General features: G+C 42.9%; 13 protein-coding genes and 1 pseudogene. 4 read left to right on the forward strand and 10 right to left on the reverse strand.

From position 1 onward, the window contains the following. Window positions 1-5: 5 nt before the first annotated feature. From sbcD to OCV36_RS08440, 4 genes are all read right to left on the reverse strand, one after another. A complete protein-coding gene (gene sbcD / locus OCV36_RS08425) occupies window positions 6-1,259 on the reverse strand; it encodes an exonuclease subunit SbcD (protein WP_135458484.1) in 1,254 nt (417 codons plus the stop codon). 218 nt (window positions 1,260-1,477) lie between these two features. Beyond that, window positions 1,478-1,891, reverse strand: coding sequence for a VOC family protein (locus tag OCV36_RS08430; RefSeq protein WP_135458486.1), 414 nt, complete (start codon window positions 1,889-1,891; stop codon window positions 1,478-1,480). 239 nt (window positions 1,892-2,130) lie between these two features. Then, complete coding sequence (locus tag OCV36_RS08435; protein ID WP_017075005.1) at window positions 2,131-2,700, reverse strand: porin family protein; 570 nt, start codon at window positions 2,698-2,700, stop codon at window positions 2,131-2,133. A gap of 544 nt (window positions 2,701-3,244) precedes the next feature. Next, the gene (locus OCV36_RS08440) at window positions 3,245-3,841 is read right to left on the reverse strand and encodes a LysE/ArgO family amino acid transporter (RefSeq protein WP_135458488.1); all 597 of its coding nucleotides are present in this window, start codon (window positions 3,839-3,841) and stop codon (window positions 3,245-3,247) included. A gap of 458 nt (window positions 3,842-4,299) precedes the next feature. Here OCV36_RS08440 and OCV36_RS08445 point away from each other — a divergent pair, with 458 nt between their 5' ends. Next, the gene (locus tag OCV36_RS08445; protein WP_135458490.1) at window positions 4,300-6,018 is read left to right on the forward strand and encodes a S8 family peptidase; all 1,719 of its coding nucleotides are present in this window, start codon (window positions 4,300-4,302) and stop codon (window positions 6,016-6,018) included. Between the two features lie 259 nt (window positions 6,019-6,277). On the opposite strand, the gene OCV36_RS08450 is transcribed toward OCV36_RS08445, so the two are convergent. Beyond that, complete coding sequence (locus OCV36_RS08450) at window positions 6,278-6,736, reverse strand: GNAT family N-acetyltransferase (RefSeq protein ID WP_135458492.1); 459 nt, start codon at window positions 6,734-6,736, stop codon at window positions 6,278-6,280. A gap of 220 nt (window positions 6,737-6,956) precedes the next feature. Between OCV36_RS08450 and OCV36_RS08455 the strand changes: the two genes are divergently transcribed. Then, entirely contained in the window at window positions 6,957-8,252 is a 1,296-nt protein-coding gene (locus OCV36_RS08455) for a sensor domain-containing diguanylate cyclase (protein WP_135458494.1), read from the forward strand. A 113-nt stretch (window positions 8,253-8,365) separates the two neighbouring features. After that, complete coding sequence (locus OCV36_RS08460) at window positions 8,366-9,109, forward strand: class I SAM-dependent DNA methyltransferase (protein ID WP_135458496.1); 744 nt, start codon at window positions 8,366-8,368, stop codon at window positions 9,107-9,109. A gap of 144 nt (window positions 9,110-9,253) precedes the next feature. On the opposite strand, the gene OCV36_RS08465 is transcribed toward OCV36_RS08460, so the two are convergent. The 4 genes and pseudogenes from OCV36_RS08465 to OCV36_RS08480 form a co-directional block, all read right to left on the reverse strand. Further along, on the reverse strand, window positions 9,254-11,302 hold the full coding sequence (locus OCV36_RS08465) for a TonB-dependent receptor domain-containing protein (RefSeq protein WP_135458498.1): 2,049 nt from the start codon (window positions 11,300-11,302) through the stop codon (window positions 9,254-9,256). 282 nt (window positions 11,303-11,584) lie between these two features. Then, window positions 11,585-12,505: a LysR family transcriptional regulator gene (locus OCV36_RS08470; protein WP_135458500.1), complete on the reverse strand. Its 921-nt coding sequence runs from the start codon at window positions 12,503-12,505 to the stop codon at window positions 11,585-11,587. 233 nt (window positions 12,506-12,738) lie between these two features. Then, a pseudogene (locus tag OCV36_RS08475) lies at window positions 12,739-14,824 on the reverse strand (immunoglobulin-like domain-containing protein). Window positions 14,825-15,311: 487 nt separating this feature from the next. Then, a complete protein-coding gene (locus OCV36_RS08480; protein ID WP_135458502.1) occupies window positions 15,312-16,310 on the reverse strand; it encodes a DHH family phosphoesterase in 999 nt (332 codons plus the stop codon). Window positions 16,311-16,593: 283 nt separating this feature from the next. On the opposite strand from OCV36_RS08480, the gene OCV36_RS08485 reads away from it, so the two are divergent. Continuing rightward, window positions 16,594-16,833, forward strand: coding sequence for a PAS factor family protein (locus OCV36_RS08485; RefSeq protein ID WP_135458504.1), 240 nt, complete (start codon window positions 16,594-16,596; stop codon window positions 16,831-16,833). A gap of 212 nt (window positions 16,834-17,045) precedes the next feature. On the opposite strand, the gene OCV36_RS08490 is transcribed toward OCV36_RS08485, so the two are convergent. Beyond that, the gene (locus OCV36_RS08490; protein ID WP_135458535.1) at window positions 17,046-18,770 is read right to left on the reverse strand and encodes a methyl-accepting chemotaxis protein; all 1,725 of its coding nucleotides are present in this window, start codon (window positions 18,768-18,770) and stop codon (window positions 17,046-17,048) included. Window positions 18,771-18,919 lie beyond the last annotated feature (149 nt).

Below are 18,919 nucleotides of genomic sequence, written 5' to 3' on the forward strand. Positions count from 1 at the left end.
CTTGATTACTCTTCTGTACCGTTTAAATCGTCAGTTCCGTGAGACACTTCCACAATCACTTGCTTGAACTTCACCGTCATTCTTTCTAAGCGCGCTTTCTCTGTATCGCTTTCAAACTCCTCGAGTGCGATACGTTTTTCAAACACATCCATTGGCGTGAGCTCCGCTAATGTCTCTGCTGATTCTTGCTCTAACGATTGGTTTCGGCGCTCTCTTGCTCTTCTTAACTGAAGTACTTCAACGTTTAAGCCTTCGGTTAAGGCACGCATGCGTTCTTGCAAATCCGATAGATAGTCTTGTGCTTGAACTTCAATCGACAACCACACGCTTTGACCTTCTTCCAAACCAATATATTGATTCAGTTGAGATTCAATCTCGCTCAAATCACCTTTGATTTCGGCCAACGGTTGGAATGTCGGGACAGACAATTGAGAAATGGTGCGTTCGCCTTCAACAAACTCAACCACACACACTTGCTTTTGAGATTTCAATTCATCGAAACTGAGCGGGATTGGCGAGCCGCAGTAACGAATGTGTTCACGCTTAGCAACAACTTGAGGCCGGTGAATATGGCCAAGCGCGATGTAATCGGCATTTGGAAAACCGTCTGCAGCAAAACCATCCAAATTACCAACGTAGATATCACGCACCGAGTCAGATTGCTTCACACCCATTGCGGTTAAGTGCCCTGTCGCAATAATTGGCATTGTGTCGCGGTTAGCAAAAGTATCGCGTTTTTCGACTGCTGCATCGTAGACATCTTTATAATGCTGCTTAATCGCGTCGCCCAACTGTTTCTGACGCTCAACACCCGACACGCCTGCTTGGCTGGTTAAAACATCACGAGGGCGGATGAAAGGGATCGCACAGACTAGCGCTTCAACCTCGCCGCCCTTACCTTTCAGCTCGACAACCTGAGTCGCATGATCTTCATTGGTATTTGGAATCACGTCCGCGCCCATATACTTCAACAATTGCTGTGTTTCTTTAAGTACCGACACAGAGTCATGGTTACCGCCCAATAGCACTAACTGGCAACCAATTTTATTTGAGTCGACAACAAACTTGTTGTACATCTCACGGGAATAACTTGGCGGGGTGCTGGTATCGAAGATGTCACCAGCCACGATAATTGCGTCGATATCGCGATCAGTAACTTGCTCTAGCAACCATTGTAAAAACCGTTCATGTTCGTTCTTGCGGCTTTTATTGTAGAAGTTTTGGCCAAGGTGCCAATCGGACGTGTGAAGAATCTTCATTGTTGCTCACTGGAAGTCTGTAATAGCTTTAATTTACCAAAATACCGATCAACTACCAAATGGGTTCGCATTATTTCCCTTTTATAAGCTTGTGAAAAACAATTAAATTCGGGCTTTGTAGGCTTTGTGTTCAACGTGCCATCAATCGGTATTTTTCATATAAAAAAACCGCTAAAAGTTAGAGCGGTTTTGATGTGTAAATCTAGTTAACTTAGAACTTAATGGTTGGGACGATTCAACTGTAACAAGTCCCACTTAGTACCATACAAATCTTGGAAAACCACGACCGTTCCGTACGCTTCTTCTCGTGGTTCTTCATTGAACACAACACCTTTCGCTTTCATTAACTCATAATCACGCCAAAAATCATTGGTCTGCAAAAACAAAAATACACGGCCGCCGGTTTGGTTGCCGATCGCTTTTTTCTGTTCCTCATTGCTCGCCTGAGCTAATAGCAAATTAGTGCCGTTAGAGTTGGGTGGCGACACCTGAACCCAACGCTTACCACCACCTAAATCGGTGTCTTCAACCAAAGTAAACTGAAGTTTCTTAGTATAAAATTCGATTGCATCGTCATAGTTTTCGACGACTAGTGCGATATTTCCGATTTGTTGTTGGATTGGTTCAGACATCTAGCATTCTCGGTTCTGTCAAAAATATGATTCTACACATTATACCTTCTTTACGAACCTACTGAGCTACAAAAAAGCCCACGCTATCGCTTGATAACGTGGGCTCAAAACTAACGAGTCACTTTGTAAACCAATTAGTAACTCATTCAATTCACTTAATTAATAACTAAGTTAGTTGATGATCGAATCAACTGACGACTAAAATTTGAGCGATTTCAATAACCCAAAATGTGAAGCCGTTAGAAGTTGTACGAAGCACCTAAAGTAACGCTGTTGAACGCCACATCTCTGCTCGCGATTCTATTGCCATTGTTATTAAAGAATTCGATGTTTACGGCATCTGCCTGTGAAATTAGGCGTAATGTCAGGTTCTCAATCGGGGTATATTCAACACCAACACCGAAGTGAAAACCAGCACCAGAATCGTCATCAATGTAGCTCGAACCATGAGCGTTTAGGTCAACATAGCTCAGGCCAGCCAACACGAAAGGTCGGATTGAGTTATCAAATGTGTAACCTACGTTTGCAGCAACAGAAAAAGAGGTCGGCGACAACACTTTAGTGCCAAATTTTTCGTAGTCAGCGTAATCCGTGTAACCAAGTTCGATGCCTACAATACGGTTAAATTGGTAACCGCCGTAAAGGTTATAACCCATGCTTTCAGCATCTAAACTACCAGCCCCGTCAGTGTCTGAATCTTGGTAGACGCCAAGGCCAGCACCAATGTATGGACCGCCTTCGATACCAGCAGCAAAAGTAGGAAGTGAAACCAAGCCAACTAGGCCTAATAGAAATGTTGATTTAAGCATGTAAATACCCTTTTTAGTCTGTCCTACAATAGTGCTGTCACTGTCTTTGGATGTATTCCGACACCAATCCAACTGTTGCACTACTGTTTAAAAAAATGAAAAACAACGCTTCCCATGAATAATAAAACAGCGTTCATTTAGAAAGCGAATGGGAAATTAGCACAACATTTTAGCGCTATCAAGCGAACCTGTAGCCATATTTGATCAGTCTTAAAAGTGAGACTTTGCACTCACCATGGTCAATTTTTGGGGTGTTTCTGGTTAAGTAACAATCAAGAAAACGGAAGTAGACGAGCAACAATTAGGTTAGATAAGCTTGAAATTTCATGTGGGACAGGAGCTTATAAGGCGAAGTATTTGAAGACAGAAAGTTAAAAAAAGTTAGAAGACCATAAACTAGGTCGACCTAACAGTTCGATACACAGAACTAGACGCGCAAGAACGAAATAACGCAAGAACTCGATAATCTAAAGACAAGAGCCCAATAACTAAATAGCTGAATAGCTGAATGGTTAAATGACTACATGGTTAAATAACTAAAAAGCTAAATGACTAAAGAAACCGCAATCGACGCCATGATAATACCAATCGCAAACTCCAACACTTTCCACGCTCTTGGATTCTTAAACAGCGGAGCTAAAAAGCGAGCGCCATAGCCAAGAGAGAAAAAGAACACAAATGATCCGGTGATCGCGCCCGCACCAAATAGCATGTGGTTAGGTTGATATTGCGTAGAGATCGACCCTAGCAAGACTACAGTATCCAAATAAACGTGCGGGTTCAGCCATGTAAACGCTAAACACATCGCCATCGCTTTTATTAATGATTCCTTGGTATCTCCAACTGCCTCAAGCGCATGAGTCTCGGTGAAAGACGAACGGAAACTCAAGAACGCATACACGCCTAAAAATACTGCCCCACCGTAACGAGCAAATTGCTCTATTTGTGGAAACTGCTTCACAATAGCGCCGAAGCCTGTCACACCAAAGCTAATCAAAAGTGCATCTGAAATAGCGCAGACCAAACAAATAGCAAACACATGTTGATTCTTCAGGCCTTGTTTAAGAACAAAAGCATTTTGAGAGCCGATCGCGAGGATCAACGAAAGCCCGAGAGTGAAACCAGCAAAGTAAGTCGACATAAATTGGGTCTTTAAAGGTAGTGACAATAGAAGTTGTCCGTAATGTTAGCTAACTTTTCGTCTTGTTAACATGTAAATCACTCGGTTATACGCCACACAGTTCTCCTTGCTTTATATATAAGACTCCCCCATCCCAGTAGCCAATTAACAAACTAATCAATTGATTTTTATGATCTTTAATATTTTATAAATATTGAATTTATTAATAGAATTTGGCTCATACTTTGAACCTTAAAATTCGTTTACAGTGAGATCTTACTACCATTTCATTGACTATATGAATGAGATAAATCTAATTGCATATTACCTTTTGGTGGCTTTTTGAGCGGGTACTTCCCTCTCACATAACTGACTCGCTACGTACTTTATCGCGAAAATTTACGAAGACGTCAGTTTTAGTCGCACAACTATTTAGTTCCACAGCTATTTAGTCGCATAACAATAAGGATGCAACACGCATGAATCATGGACACAGATTAACGACTCTTGTTTTAGCTATATTGGCTTCTGCCAGCGCTTCCGCGTCAGCGATAGACAACAGTAGTATTGAACCGAAACCTGTTAACTCGCCTTTCATCCAAGACGTTAAAGGCACAATCGTTGAAGATTACTCACGAAAAACACCTCAACCTTCATTTTTCTCTCTGAGAATGTTAAGTAATGTTGATGAACAACGAGGCGATTGGTTCAACTTATCGGCAAGTTACACAACACTTCAAGGTGTAGGTTCCAATGTTGTGTACGATTACCTCATGCCCCCTCTTATGCCTCAACCTGTGATCGTGGCTGTTTTGGATTCGGGCGTCGATATTGAACATGAAGACTTAAAGAACAAACTTTGGACCAACGTAAACGAAATCCCAGACAACGGTATTGACGATGACGGCAATGGTTACATTGATGATGTACATGGTTGGAACTATCTTGGGAACTCGCTTGGGATCAACGTTGACCACGACACGTTAGAAGTCACCCGAGAGTACAAAAAATACCTCGACTTGAAAGAGAATGGACATTGGATTCCGCGTAAGAAACGAAAGTATTATCAAACTGTTGAAGCTGATTACCTGTCGTCTTTAAAAGATGACCAAGATGCGCTTAATCGTGTTGTGACAGCAACGGAACAAGCGAATGAATACAAAGAAGAGATTCTTCAATTCGTCGATCAAAAAGACTTTTCTATTAACGGTCTAAAAACACTATTAGATAGCGAGAATGCTAGCGTTGTTAAAGCAGCTGAAGGGCTTTTGAGTGTATTTGATTCTTGGTACTCGTTCGAATACTTAGAATCACGTCGTAGCCGTTATCAAGACTCTTTAGATTTCCATCTTAATCTTGATTTCGATACTCGTGCCGACATTGTTTTAGACGATATATCCAACCCTTGGGAAAAAGGCTACGGTAACAACGATGTTAAAGGCCCAGTGGGTTCACATGGTACGCATGTTGCTGGAATCATCGCTGCTGAACGCAACAACTCAGTGGGTATTGATGGTGTGGCAGATTACGCTCAAATCATGGCTTTACGTATGGTGCCAAACGGCGATGAGCGAGACAAAGATATTGCCAATGCGGTGCGTTACGCCGTCGATAATGGCGCGAAGATCATCAACATGAGCTTCGGAAAAAGCTACTCACCACGCAAATACATTGTCGACCACGCATTCCGCTATGCCGCTCGTAACGGTGTGCTTATCGTTCACTCAGCGGGAAATAGCCGAAACGACAACGATATCAAACCAAGCTTTCCAAACCGCTACGCTAAGCACTACCGTTCAAAGCCTATTTCAACATGGTTAGATGTGGGAGCATCAGCGAAATACGCCGACGAAACCTTAGTGGCGAGCTTCAGTAACTTCGGCCAGAAAACGGTTGATGTGTTCGCACCAGGGTACCGCATTTTATCAACCACACCAGGTAATAGTTACGGTTCGAAAAGTGGCACCAGCATGGCAGCACCTGTTGTTTCCGGTGTCGCGGCTTTGGTTTGGTCACGCTACCCTGATTTGTCAGTCAAAGAGCTAAAAGCGATGTTGATGGGTGATGCAAAAATCTACCCAGAGCTACTTGTTAAAAAGCCTTCTTCCCCTGAAGATTTGGTTCCGTTCAGCACACTTTCTATCTCAGGAAGCGTGGTGGATGCTGAAGCCATTTTCGCAGAGCTAGAAACTCGATAACGATTTTTTTATTAGCCGTTAGCCGTTAGCCGTTAGCCGTTGATTCATAATTAAAAAAGGTTGCTCATGGCAACCTTTTTCTTCCCCACTAGCATCATTATTCAAACTACAAGGGTGTCCGTCATTCCCTAAAGCAAGGTACGTGCGTTATAGGGAATCTCGCTTTAGCTTTTACCTTCAGCACTAGATTTAACTGTAGCTCTAAGTTTAACTGTAGCTCTAAGTTTAACTTTAGCTCTAAGTTTAACTTTAGCTCGCGCTAGCGTAACTCAATAGTCATAAACTGGCTGTAAGGGTCTAACTCATAATCAGAAAAAGGTTCACAGTAATCAAAGCCGAATTTCTCGTATAAATTGCGAGCAGGTTTAAAGTAGTCTTCTGAGCCTGTCTCTAAGCTGATTTGTTGGTATTGACGAGCAGCCGCCGTATCCAAAACGTACTGCAGTAACTTACTCGCAACCCCAGATTGACGAGCGAATTGTGTAGTACGCATCGATTTAAGCTCAGCGTGTTGAGTATCAAGCTCTTTAATTGCCACACAGCCAAGCAGTTGGTTCTCTTTCCAAGCACTGAAAAAAGTAATCTCTGGCGACTTTAAGTCCTTAATATCCAATGCGTGAACACTTTCTGGTGGAGATGTCGCATACATATCCGCCAAATGCTCTTCGAGCAACTCAATCACTTCTCCGCCCGATAAGTCGTCAATTTTTATATCCATAACTGATTCATTTTCCTTAATAAATTATTAATCAATTTTCGATACCGTAAAATTACTCTATCCTAAGACCTAGCGAATAACATACTGTAACAATGGAGTGTCGCTGTATTTCTCGTGCACCCTTTTTGACACATACATGACAACAAGACAAGCATTAGCACGACATTAGCTTTTGCTTGAAGCACCTGTTTTCAATGAAAAAATAAGCAGTCAGGTCGATATGAGTATCCAACTAGATTTAACCACCGCAATACCTTGCCGGAATTTCGATTCTGCACAAGGGCGTATGACACTTCAAAATCACCGCATAATCGATGTCGACAATCAGATAGCTCATATCTTCGGTTACCAAAACCGAGAAGAACTGCTGCGTAATGTCGAGTTTGTGTACGCACTGGTTCCTGACAGCCACCAAGACCTGGCAAAAAAGCGTTACCTAGATGCGATCAAAGGGAAGCTAAAAAAAGGGAAGCTGTACACAGACATCCCTGCCAACGGCCGTGTTATCTCAATATTCTGTCTATCGCATATTATTGAATTGAATAACAAGCCCGCTCTTCAAATCACGATCATCGACATTACGTCCGTCGTAGAAGCCGAACGAAAGCGTCATGAAAATGATCGTATGTATCTGGAGTTATTGAGAACGTCCAAACAAGGGATCATCATCCATAAAGATTTCAAACCACTTCTCGTGAATCAAGCGTGGGTAGAAATTACTGGCGCAGAATCCATCGAACAAGTACTCGACATGGACTCCATCTTATCGCTAGTTCCTGAATCGCAGCGTGAAAGTACGATAAAGCGCTGTAAGAGTATTACTGAAGGTAATCCGCCAAGTTTTAGCTCAGTCATACTCAACCACTGCTTCGATGGAACTAAGAAGTACTTTAATGCTTACGATAACGTCATTAACTGGGAAGGCAAAAAAGCTATTCAAGTCATCCTTGAAGATATCACGGGTAAAGTATTGTTAGAGAAAGAGCTATTGCATCGCGCAATGCATGATGACTTAACGGACGTCTTTAATCGACGAGCTATTTATGACTGGTTGAAAAAACCAGTGAATCAGCAAACAGAAATGTCTTGTCTGTTGTTTGATATCGATGACTTTAAGTTAATTAACGATACCTATGGTCACACCGTTGGTGACACCGTCATTAAATACTTAGCTTGCACCATCAAAGCTTATGTGGAAACACTGAACGGCGTGGTTGCTCGTTGGGGTGGCGAGGAGTTTATTGTGTTTATTCCTAAAGCAAAATCTGAGCATACAAAAATCATCGCCCAAAGGATCTGCAAGAGTTTCAATCAACATCTTTTCTTAGGGAATAATCGTCGTCAGTTTACATCAAGCGTTAGTATCGGTATTACCAACCATTGTATTTGTCACTCATCTGATTCTATTGACACCCTGATCCGAGTAACCGATGACGCCCTTTATCGCGCGAAAGCGAACGGTAAAAACCAAATGTCAGTCAATGATGATGTGGTGTGTCTTGAAGCACTTGGCTAGCCATCAAGAATAAGAGTTAATACACATAACTTTATCGAATATTTACTTGTTATTTTTAGGTTCTAGTTTACTATGCGCAACCCCAATTATTTCAGCAAATGCTGTAGGCAACTATGTCCGCCAACGCACTCTACACCGACCTATCTGGTTACTATGATTTAATGTGTGTCGATATTGACTATCAAGCGCAAAGTAACTGCGTTCGTAGGCTACATCAAATTTTCGGAAATGATGGAAAAACTCACTTAGACCTTGGTTGTGGCACTGGCCCACACGTTCGTCATTTCATTGATTATGGCTACCAAAGTAGTGGTCTTGACCTGAACAAACCAATGCTAGACATCGCTCAAGTTCGCTGCCCAGAAGCCACATTTTCAGTGCAGAACATGAGCAACTTTGAAGTATCTGAGCCTCTGGATCTTATCACTTGTTTCTTATACTCAATCCATTACAACGATGGCATTGAGAATTTAAAAGCGTGCCTTGCGAGTGTTCATAGAGCGCTTAAACCTGGTGGTGTATTCTGCTTTAACGTAGTAGACAAAGACAAGATCAGCAACGATCTGTTTGTTCGACACACCACAAACCAAGAGCAAATTGATTTTACTTTCCGTTCAGGTTGGTACTACTCAGGCGAAGGTGACAAACAAGCACTGAAACTCAGTATTGAAAAAACGACCGCTGGTGAAACTCAGGTATGGAATGATGAGCACCCAATGGTAGCGTTCAACTTCAAAGCGTTGATAGAAATATTAGAGCCCTACTTTGAAGTTCATACCTTCGAACACGATTACGACAAGCTTTTACCTTGGGATAAGGTTTCAGGCAACGCGCTGATTACGTGTGTGAAAATCTAAACAAATAGAAACACAACGAGTTAAGCCAAACAATGAGATCAAAAAAGAACCCACACTCGCCGTTCTCCTTATAGAGCGTCAGCCAGTGTGGGTTCTTTCGTATCAAGTTATCTGTTACTAAACTATCGGTTGCTGAACTTTAAATTAGAAGTCTGCCGTCATACCTACGTAGTAAGTACGTGGCTCTTCAACATAACCTATGTACTCTAGATCGTCTGATACTGACTCGTCCGTTAGGTTTGAGATACCCGCACGAAGACGTACTGAATCGTTAACATTGTAAACCGTGCCAATGTTTAGCGTCGTGTAAGCGTCTTGAGTTAGGTCGCTTTCGATTTGACGCTCGCCACGGTAACGCGCACTCACAAAAGTGCTTAAGTCGTAGGTTGGGCTCCAGTTAAGCTTAACAAACCCGGAATGCTTGTAACGCTCGAGAAGTTGCTCACCTGTCGATTTGTCTTCAGTGTCTAGGTAAGTGTAGTTACCAGAAACGGCCCATTCGTCAGAGATTTGGTACATACCCCCTAACTCAACGCCTTGAATGATAGCTTCAGAAACGTTTTGGTACGTCTTCGCACCTAAATCACCCGTTGGTGTGCCGTCAGGGTTTTCACATTGCAGAGCACTTTCATTCCAATCACCGCCTTGTGGGCAGTAACCTTCTGTTCTTTCGATAAGGTCATTAATCTCGTTGCGGAATAACGCAGCTTCTACATTCCAACGCGGTTGTGTGTATACAGTCGCAAGCTCGTAGTTGAGGCTGGTTTCTGGGTTTAGGTCTTCATTACCCACCAGCGCACATCCACCCTTACAGCTTGATACTGTGTAGTCAGATTGGTTTTGAGTCAATGTTGGTGCTTTGAACGCCTTGCCCACGCCACCTTTAATGATGAGGTCATTCGTCGTTTGATGAACTAGATACACACGAGGGCTAAACTCTTCGCCGTACAGTTCGTGTTTATCCAAACGGCCACCGATCGTTGCGGTTAGTTTGTCCGTCATTACCCATTGGTCTTGAACAAACAACGCGCCTTGATACGCTTCAGATGTTCCGCTTGATAAGTTTTCTTTGTTGGTTAATTCACTTAATTGGTAATCCATACCAAACGTAAGCGTGTGGCTGTCACCAAGGTAAGTGGTCGCAGATGCTTCAACAATTTGAGTCAGTTCTTCGATATCGCTGCTGAAATTGTTGCCTAGATCGGCCGCATCGTTATCGGTCACATTTTCGCGAGAATAGCGAACTTGAGTATCACCCCAACTCCAGAAACCACTGTGCGTAATGGCTTGGCTGTGACGTACTACGCGAGTGTCTGACTCAATAACCGATTTTGCGCTTTCTGCCTCTGATTCACGCTCGTCGTCGCTGTAACCAAAGTCAAAGTCGATCGTTTGATTGTCTGTCGCATTCCAAGTCAGGCTTGCGAGTAAGCTTAGTGTGTCACGTTCTTCTAAAGCCGTAACATCTGAACGGTCGTAGCCAGAGCTATGTGTACCAGAATATGGTTGCCACGCATTACGGCTAGTTTGGTTAACAGACACACGGGCAAATAACTCATCCTCAATCAGCGCACCAGAAGTGGTTAGGCCAACCGAGTACTCTTGTCCGCCGTTGCCATCCATCGGTGAAGAATTGTCCATGCTTAGCGTTGAACTCCAATCATTTTCTGGAGCTTTGGTGATGATGTTTATTGTGCCACCCATGCCATCTGAACCGTAAAGTGCAGACATTGGGCCTCGGATGATTTCAACACGCTCGATTGAATCAGCAGGAATAGTAGAAAGGTCGAAATCGTTACCACGGATGATGGCGCTTGCTGAGCTTAAACGACGGCCATTGACCATGATAAGCGTGTAATCAGAATCCATACCACGAATAGAGATCATTTGACGACCAGCACGTGTGCTGTCGAAGTCAGACTCAACACTCGTTGATTCAGCAACGATGTCCGCCAAGGTAATACCTGGGCTGTCTTCGATATCCTGAGCGGTGATAACCGACATTGAAGCTGGTGCTTGTTTTAGTGCCATCTCAGTACGAGTTGCCGTAACCACCATTTGCTCATCTGTCGGTTTTGCTTCTTCTTGCGCTAACACGTTAGCTGAAAGTGAGGTACAAATAACAGCGACTGCGATCGAAAGGGGTTTACGAACCAAAAGGGGTTTGCGAATCAAAAGAGATCTCTCAGACATGATATTCATTCTTATACGTGATTGGTAATGATAATGGTTTGCATTAAACAACCTAGTACCATTCTTATCAACGAAAGTTTCATACCAAAAATTGATTCTCGCTATTCAATATACACATACAAGAAAATAGATATATTCAATATTTTTCAATCATTGAGGTTGCATTGAACATACCTATTGGTGATGGGCGTAAAACCTTAATAGAACTGAGAACTGGAAACTAGAAACTAGAAACTAGAAACTAGAAACTAGAAACTAGTAACTAGTATTGAAAGCCAATCACTAGGCGTAAACCTCTTTAAAAAGATCCCTTACCCAGCGACACATTGGATCGTTGTGAAAACGTTTGTGCCAATATAAATAAACATCTTCAGACGGGTGACGAAGTGCCTTAGGAACACGTTTGCAAATTAGGTTTCTCTGCTTTGCGGCTTGTAGTGCAAAAGGCGTCGGTAAATGGAAGATGATGTCGGTCGCTTCCGCCATATCAGGCGCAACATTAAAGTTCGACAACTGGATAGGAATAGAGAGTTGGCGTTGCTTATCAATCAAGCCTAGATCTTTAAATCGACTCTCAATAGAAAGCTTCTTGTCTCCTTGTAATGAGATTTGACCAAGGTGACTGTTAAGCAAATCATCGACCGTAATTTCTTTGTCAGCCAACGGATGGTCTTTGCTCATCAATAAGCGGTAATCGCGGCTGATCACGAACATTCGATACAGATTTTGCTCTGAACTCAACGGCTCATGAGTCGACAATACAAAGTGAGCGTCCCCAGATAACAAAGGGTCGAAGTGTCTTTTAGGAATAGAATCAATATCAACAATCATGTTCGGCGCTTGCTTACGTATCTCCGCGACCACTTTAGGAAGCAAGTGCGCCACTTGAGGAACAAGGCCAAAAAATCGAACCGTAGTATCACTGCTGTGAGGTTCGAACACATCGCCATGCACCAACTTTTCTAGCCGAGTCAGTACCGAATTCAAATCTTGCTTAATCGCTTCCGCTTTTGGCGTTAATTCATAGCCATATGCCGCTCTCACCAACAAGTCATCGTTAAATACAGTGCGCAGTTTTTGCAGAGAACGACTCACCGTTGGCTGGCTCATATCAAGCGCTAATGCCGTGTTAGAAACATGCTTTTCTTCTAAAAGGTGCTTGAGGATGACTAAGAGGTTGAGGTCGACTTGGGCAAGATTCATTATTTAAATATTGGTTATATAGAAAATTCAATGAACGCATAGTGCATTTGCCACATCATTAATACAATTGATAATCACTCTTATTTTGATCTATCGCAATATGCAGAGCAGAATTTAAGGTTAAGTCGATTTAAAAGCTCTAAGTGAGAAAGCTTTGAACATAAAAAAAGAGAAGCCAAATAGCCTCTCTTTAATCGTTTATTTTGTGTCTCTAGCGTCTAGCTATATTAAGCTTACAGTTTTGTCCAAGCATCTTGCCAGTATTGGCTGTCCGCTGGAGCGTAGGATGCGCTTGCACACCAAGCCGTGTATGGCCAAGGCTTACATTCGTATAAACCATTGTCACGGCCTACTACAATATCGCCCGCTGCGTAGTTTGTACCAGCTTCATACGGAGGGTAATCACCTGGAGGTGGAGTCGTTCCTCCACCGTCTTTCACAGTGAACGAATTGTTTACCATCACTATTTCGCCGTCTGTTGCTGTGCCAACAACCTCAAGTGAATATTGACCTTCCGCCACATCGTGCAAGTCCATTGTGATTGAACGGCTGTCAGTTAGGCTTACTTTGGTTTGTTCAACCACGCTACCCGCACTGTTGAGCGCCTTCACAGTCACATCCATTGCTTCATTTGATGTCAGTGTCAGATCCAAACGTACATTACCGTTTTCTGGTGCGTATTCAGACTGTAGGCCCGAAACTTCAAGTTCAGGATCTGTACCCGGATCAGGGTTACCACCACATGAAGAGTCTGAAACCTTTCTCCAAACGCCCCACTCGCCTGTTGTTCCCGGTTCTTCGCCACGAGTATACCAGCCAGCTCCCCACGTTGAACCGTCATGTGATACTTGGTCGCCTTCAACATAAACGGTGTCGGCATCCCATGCTGCTGCACAGTTAGAGCCATCAGTAACCGACACTTTACGCTCAGCAGTAACGGTTTGATTCGCGCTGTCTGTCACACTATATACAAGCGTGTAGTTGCCGATTTCATTCACATCAACACTTCCAGTGTGCGTGATAGTGCTTGTTAAATCGCCATCTTCCGCATCATTGGCAGTCACACCAGCCATTGGGTCGAATGTAGTACCAAGTATTACTGTTGTATCAGATACGCCATCGAATACTGGTTTTTGGCTGTAGACTTCTACCGTTCTTGCTTTGGTTGTTTCGTTATTGTCGCTATCTTTCACACGATAAGTGAGAACATAAGTGCCAATAACCGCTGTTTCAACATATCCTTCAACATCGATTGAAGACGTTAAATCGCCATCTTCTTTATCTGTTGCCGTGTACAAATGGGCCGTAGTCTTTAATAAACTGCTCGTTGTATTGTTGACCATTTTTGTTAGTGCCCATGTCCCAGTTGATAGACCAAGTCATTACACCACGCAGGGGTTGGCCTTGAGTCGTTAAGGTCTCGAACGCGTCGTATAAATCTTGAGGATCTTGCACAAAGCCGGTTGCTGCAGCATCAATGCTAGAAGGAATACCAAACACCAACTTGTCATGTGGAATTTTGTGGAAGCCACGCGTTCCGTTGATAAGCGAATCAGAGATGTAGTAGATGAATTCTTCTTTTAATGCATCGTTGTTTTGAGCAATCCAGCCCACGCCGTCAACCCAGATACCGTCGCCACCTTGGTTGTAGAATTGTGGGTTAATCCAGTCGTAATAACCTTCTAGATTATCGATATATGGAACGTACTTACCGCCTGTCGTTAGATACGGGAACTCAGGCGCCATAGTAATAAGGAAGTTTTTACCTTCAGCACGGTAGTGGTCTTTCACTAGCTTAAGTGCGTCAGGAATCACGGTTTGGTTGCTTGCTGCGGTTACCGCGGCTTGTTCAAGGTCGATATCTAGGCCATCGAAACCGTAACGCTCAGTAAGGCGGATTATCTCATCAGCAAAGGCTCTTTCATCACCCGTTTCAAGTTCTACGTGTGCATCAGCGCCACCCAGCGCTATCAGTACAGAACGGCCTTGTTTGTTGAGTTCAGAGATTTGGTCAATAAATTGTTCTTCTGAAAGCCCAATGGTTGGGTCCAGTTTAAAAGTTGGGATTCGACCATCAGCCACATCGTAAACCTTCATGAATGACACATTCACGATGTTATACATTGGGTTTACTTCATCCAGCGTCACGCATGGCGCATTACCCCCTTGGTAGCCGCCACCGTCACACCAGTTGTGCCAATACCCAACCACGACACCAGAATCCGGATTCGTCATATCTGAACCATTTGCATAAACAGCGCCAGACATTGCGGCCATGCCGACCGATACAGCTAATTGCAGAGCTTTACGTTTCAACATTAGTCCCACTTCCTTACTTAACAGCTGTGCCAATCACAACCGAACCAATTCATTGTAATCATGAATATTTATAGAGAAGTAATGGAATTTATAGGAAAAGATGACCTTTGATTTAACTTGTGATTTTAAGTCACAGATTGAATATCAGAATCAATATGATTTTGACTTTTCATTCAAAATGAAATGCTAAAAGCTGTTATTTTCGGCCGAACACATTGACCATGCAAATGTTAATCAACCTTAATTCACATAGATAATTAACCGAAAACATAAAAAATCACCAATAGGAAAAAACTAACTTTAAATCGACAAAAATCGATTCAAACACACCGTAATTACTGACCTCAGACCAGATACCATTGCGAGTGATATCACTAAAATAGCTTGGATATAGTCGTCATACATGTGCTAGAGATACACACGTATAACGGAATATAGGAGTGGGAAATTTGTGGAATTTTGTATGATCACCCCGACTATTTTTCAGTTAGCCTTTAACATCAGGTGAATAATAAGTATCAATCAATGAAATAAAATTCATCTTATTTTCTTCATTGAGTTGATTGATACCCGCTGCTGCTTTTCTTCCACCACCCGTATCAAAACTAGAACAAATTTCGTCTGCGCCCGTTCTGTTTGATAATGGTGCCCGTAAGCTCACCGTGTAAGACAAGCCATCTTGGTTTTTCGTTAATACTGCTTGCGCTCGGTTTGGATCTTGATTAACGATTTCATTACCAAACACACCACTGATGCGCCTTGCCCACGTCTCACCTGGCAGTTCAAACACACGTGCGACTTCACTTTCATAAACAGGAGCAAGGTTTGATAGCTGTTGGCGATCATTTTGATAAGCAGATCGTAGTCGATAAAACACAGAGTTTTTATCATCTAAAAGGTCAAATGGGTTCGGGTATTGATAAAGGGTTTGGTAGAGCTCAATTGGCGTGAAATGCAAATCACTGAGTGAAGAACCGTAACCATTGTAGTTAACCAAGGTACCTAGCTCTTCTAAAAACTCTGTTTGAGATTGATCGAATCCATTTTCACCCGCTAGCCGCGCGGCCACTATTTTTAGGTTATCACCAAAAGCAGCCGCGATTGCCCAAGCCACATGCGCACCATTCAGCTTCTGGTTAATCAGCAAGCTCGTGCAACTCTCTGGCGCGGTATCAATCAGAGTATCTAAATGATCAGAAGTTGGTAGATCTCCTGTTCGGTGGTGATCGCAATAAAATACATTGATGTTGGCGTCTAGCAATGAGTGCAATGCAGGTAGGTTCTTCTCCATCGACACATCTAAAACGGTAACGGATGAAACACCGCCTTGCTTACCCGGCTCCATCATTTGAGTAACAACTTGAGAGACCAACTTAATATCACGCTTTACACCAGTGATCAGTACACTTTCTTTCGGCTCGTTTAAGCGCAGTTGCAGTAAAGCGATGATGCCGTCTGCATCTCCATTGAATACGTCGTAGTGCATGTTGTTCCTCTTCCTTTGGGATCTAAACATCAATCAGCAACAAGCCAATGAAACCGGTAACATTGATACCATTAATAGTCTGTCATCATTTTAGTCATATTTCACAGATAGTTAAGTCTATTTTGGAATGCCTTATTCTCATTAGACTCAGAAGGTTTCGCCATAAGCATTAGATTTTAAAAATCAAAAAACACCATTTGCACTATTGTATGACATATATCACAGCAAGCTAAGGGGAAAAGATTATAAAATAAGCATCCCCCACTCAAAGATAAAGCGCTATATGAACACTACCACCACTCTTGTTTATGACACTTTGAAAAGCCTTGCTGCTCACGCTCCTGAGCAACATGCCGAGATTAGACAGCGGTTATATGAGCAGTTGAGCCTGCCATTTAATAAGCAGATCTCGTTATACGCTAACGTTTTGGGCCCGATAAGTTCAGGTAAGTTAGCCGGATGCGACAACATCGACAAAGCGGTCGATCTTGCACTCGAAGTGTTGGAAGGCCGAAGTAAATAACAACGCGACAGTAATAGTTACAGTAACAGTAACAGTAACAAGCGTTATTGAACCAAATGACCCTGCTCTCCCCCGAGCAGGGTCTTTTTTTGACAAGGTAAATCACATCCAAAGCACTCAAATGCAAAAAGGCGCAGATAATCTGCGCCTTTGTTTTCATCCCACTTAAATCTCGGTTTACACTGATTAAGTGCTTTTCAAATCATTATCAATTAAGAAGTCTTGAACTGCGCCACGGCTCTATCCATATCATGAGCTTGTTCGGCCACTTTATCGACTTCAACTAGACAGTGCTGCGCCGAAGCATTGTTGTCGTTAGAGATAGTGTTTAACTCGGTGATTGAGTCGCTCACTTGTGCCATAACAGCACCCTGCTCTTCAATTGCTGATGCGATACGTTCAGAGTTACCTTGGATGCTTTCCATGTCGCTTAAGATAAGCTGCAGGCTAGCGTCTAGCTCTTCCGAATCTTTCAGAGTCAATTGGCCCTGTTGGTTACACTCTCCAATCTCGGTCATCGAAGCGTTCATTTGACTCTGGATTGCTGTCACAACGCTGGTGATTTCAGTGGTCGATTGATGTGTTCTACTTGCAAGAGCACGGACTTCATCTGCAACAACAGCAAAACCTCGGCCTTGTTCACCCGCACGTGCCGCTTCAATTGCTGCGTTCAGTGCCAATAAGTTGGTTTGTTCTGCAATGCCTTGGATGATGTTTACTGCATCGCCGATTTGGTCAACATGATGGTTCAACGAGCTGATCGAATCTTGGCTGCTTGAAAGGCGTTCAGACAACTGAGTAATGTTGCTGATGGTGTCTACAACCACTTCACGGCCTTTATCGGCATTCGCTTTCGCTTGATGTACACCTTCAGCGGCAACCGATGTGCTTTCTGAGATCTCGCCAATTGTTAGCACCATCTCTTGTACTGATGTGGTCATGGTCGAGGTGTGGTTAGCTTGCACTTCAAACTGTTTGATTACCGATTCTAGTTCATCATGCATGTTTGATGTGCTTTGTGTCAGCTGAAGTGATTTAGATTGCGATGCCGCGATAAGTCCTTCAAGTTGATCAAGCAATTGGTTGAAGTATTGACCTAACGTGCTCAGTTCATCTTTACCATCTAGGTGTGAACGAATAGACACGTCGTTCGAATCGACAATGTTGCGAATTACCGAAAGCAAAGATTCAATCTTGCCAATGATAGAACGGACGATTAACCAGCTGAACAGAATGATCGCCACAAGTAACGTGACGCAAAGAATGTTGTTGATCAGCGAGAGTTTATCCATCTCTTGTTGGGTTTCTTGCTCTAACACGGCTGAGAACTCTTTAAATTGAGTTTCAATCGCATGAGAACCTGAGCGAGCTTGCCCTAACAGGCCTTCATTATGCTTCATGCCAATCACACGTTTCTGCGCGACGACTTGCTTTGCAGCATCTAAAAGCGCACTTGAACTGCCCGCACTCGAGGTAATAGAAAGAACGCTTGGGTCAAATGTGCCCTTTTCAATCAGATCGTTAAACAGGTACAGCTCTACTTTTTGCTCTGCGCCGACTGTTGCACTGATGCTGTCTAGCTCTTCATGAAACTGGCCGAGCAAGCCTTTATCTCTGGCCAATCCGTAGACTTCATTGGCTTTGACTAGGTTAACAAAGCTTGTATGGTACGTTTCAATATCTTCACGCAAGTGTGTGCTGTTGGCCAAACCCAAGTCGTTGAGTATTGTATTGAGCTGTGATTCAGACACTAGAAATTTGTTGTAGTTAACGTCAAATTTGTCGAGGTATTTTAAATCACTGCGCAGTAAGAAATCTTTCTCATTGCGGCGAAGGTTAAGCAATCGCACTTCAAGTTCTTTGGTGATTTGTTTAGCTTGGCCCATTTGAGCGGTGGTATCTGCGAATTGTGATGTGGTAAACAGCAATGCAATCATGCCGAAAATGGAAAACAATCCTAATGAATAGAGCTTTTTCTTTATGTTCATATATGTGACTCGTCTTTACTAATCTAATTATGGGTATCTAAGTTTTTTGTAACTTTTGTTATCTTGTTTTTATATTTATCTAGCTTAATTTGTCTATC

The organism is Vibrio echinoideorum (genome assembly GCF_024347455.1).
Lineage (GTDB): Bacteria > Pseudomonadota > Gammaproteobacteria > Enterobacterales > Vibrionaceae > Vibrio > Vibrio echinoideorum.

Excerpts from the sequence above, each read along its gene's own strand:
- sbcD (WP_135458484.1), bottom strand. The coding sequence starts at position 1,259 with ATGAAGATTCTTCACACGTCCGATTGGCACCTTGGCCAAAACTTCTAC.
- OCV36_RS08430 (WP_135458486.1), bottom strand. The coding sequence starts at position 1,891 with ATGTCTGAACCAATCCAACAACAAATCGGAAATATCGCACTAGTCGTC.
- OCV36_RS08435 (WP_017075005.1), bottom strand. The coding sequence starts at position 2,700 with ATGCTTAAATCAACATTTCTATTAGGCCTAGTTGGCTTGGTTTCACTT.
- OCV36_RS08440 (WP_135458488.1), bottom strand. The coding sequence starts at position 3,841 with ATGTCGACTTACTTTGCTGGTTTCACTCTCGGGCTTTCGTTGATCCTC.
- OCV36_RS08445 (WP_135458490.1), top strand. The coding sequence starts at position 4,300 with ATGAATCATGGACACAGATTAACGACTCTTGTTTTAGCTATATTGGCT.
- OCV36_RS08450 (WP_135458492.1), bottom strand. The coding sequence starts at position 6,736 with ATGGATATAAAAATTGACGACTTATCGGGCGGAGAAGTGATTGAGTTG.
- OCV36_RS08455 (WP_135458494.1), top strand. The coding sequence starts at position 6,957 with ATGAGTATCCAACTAGATTTAACCACCGCAATACCTTGCCGGAATTTC.
- OCV36_RS08460 (WP_135458496.1), top strand. The coding sequence starts at position 8,366 with ATGTCCGCCAACGCACTCTACACCGACCTATCTGGTTACTATGATTTA.
- OCV36_RS08465 (WP_135458498.1), bottom strand. The coding sequence starts at position 11,302 with ATGTCTGAGAGATCTCTTTTGATTCGCAAACCCCTTTTGGTTCGTAAA.
- OCV36_RS08470 (WP_135458500.1), bottom strand. The coding sequence starts at position 12,505 with ATGAATCTTGCCCAAGTCGACCTCAACCTCTTAGTCATCCTCAAGCAC.
- OCV36_RS08480 (WP_135458502.1), bottom strand. The coding sequence starts at position 16,310 with ATGCACTACGACGTATTCAATGGAGATGCAGACGGCATCATCGCTTTA.
- OCV36_RS08485 (WP_135458504.1), top strand. The coding sequence starts at position 16,594 with ATGAACACTACCACCACTCTTGTTTATGACACTTTGAAAAGCCTTGCT.
- OCV36_RS08490 (WP_135458535.1), bottom strand. The coding sequence starts at position 18,770 with ATGATTGCATTGCTGTTTACCACATCACAATTCGCAGATACCACCGCT.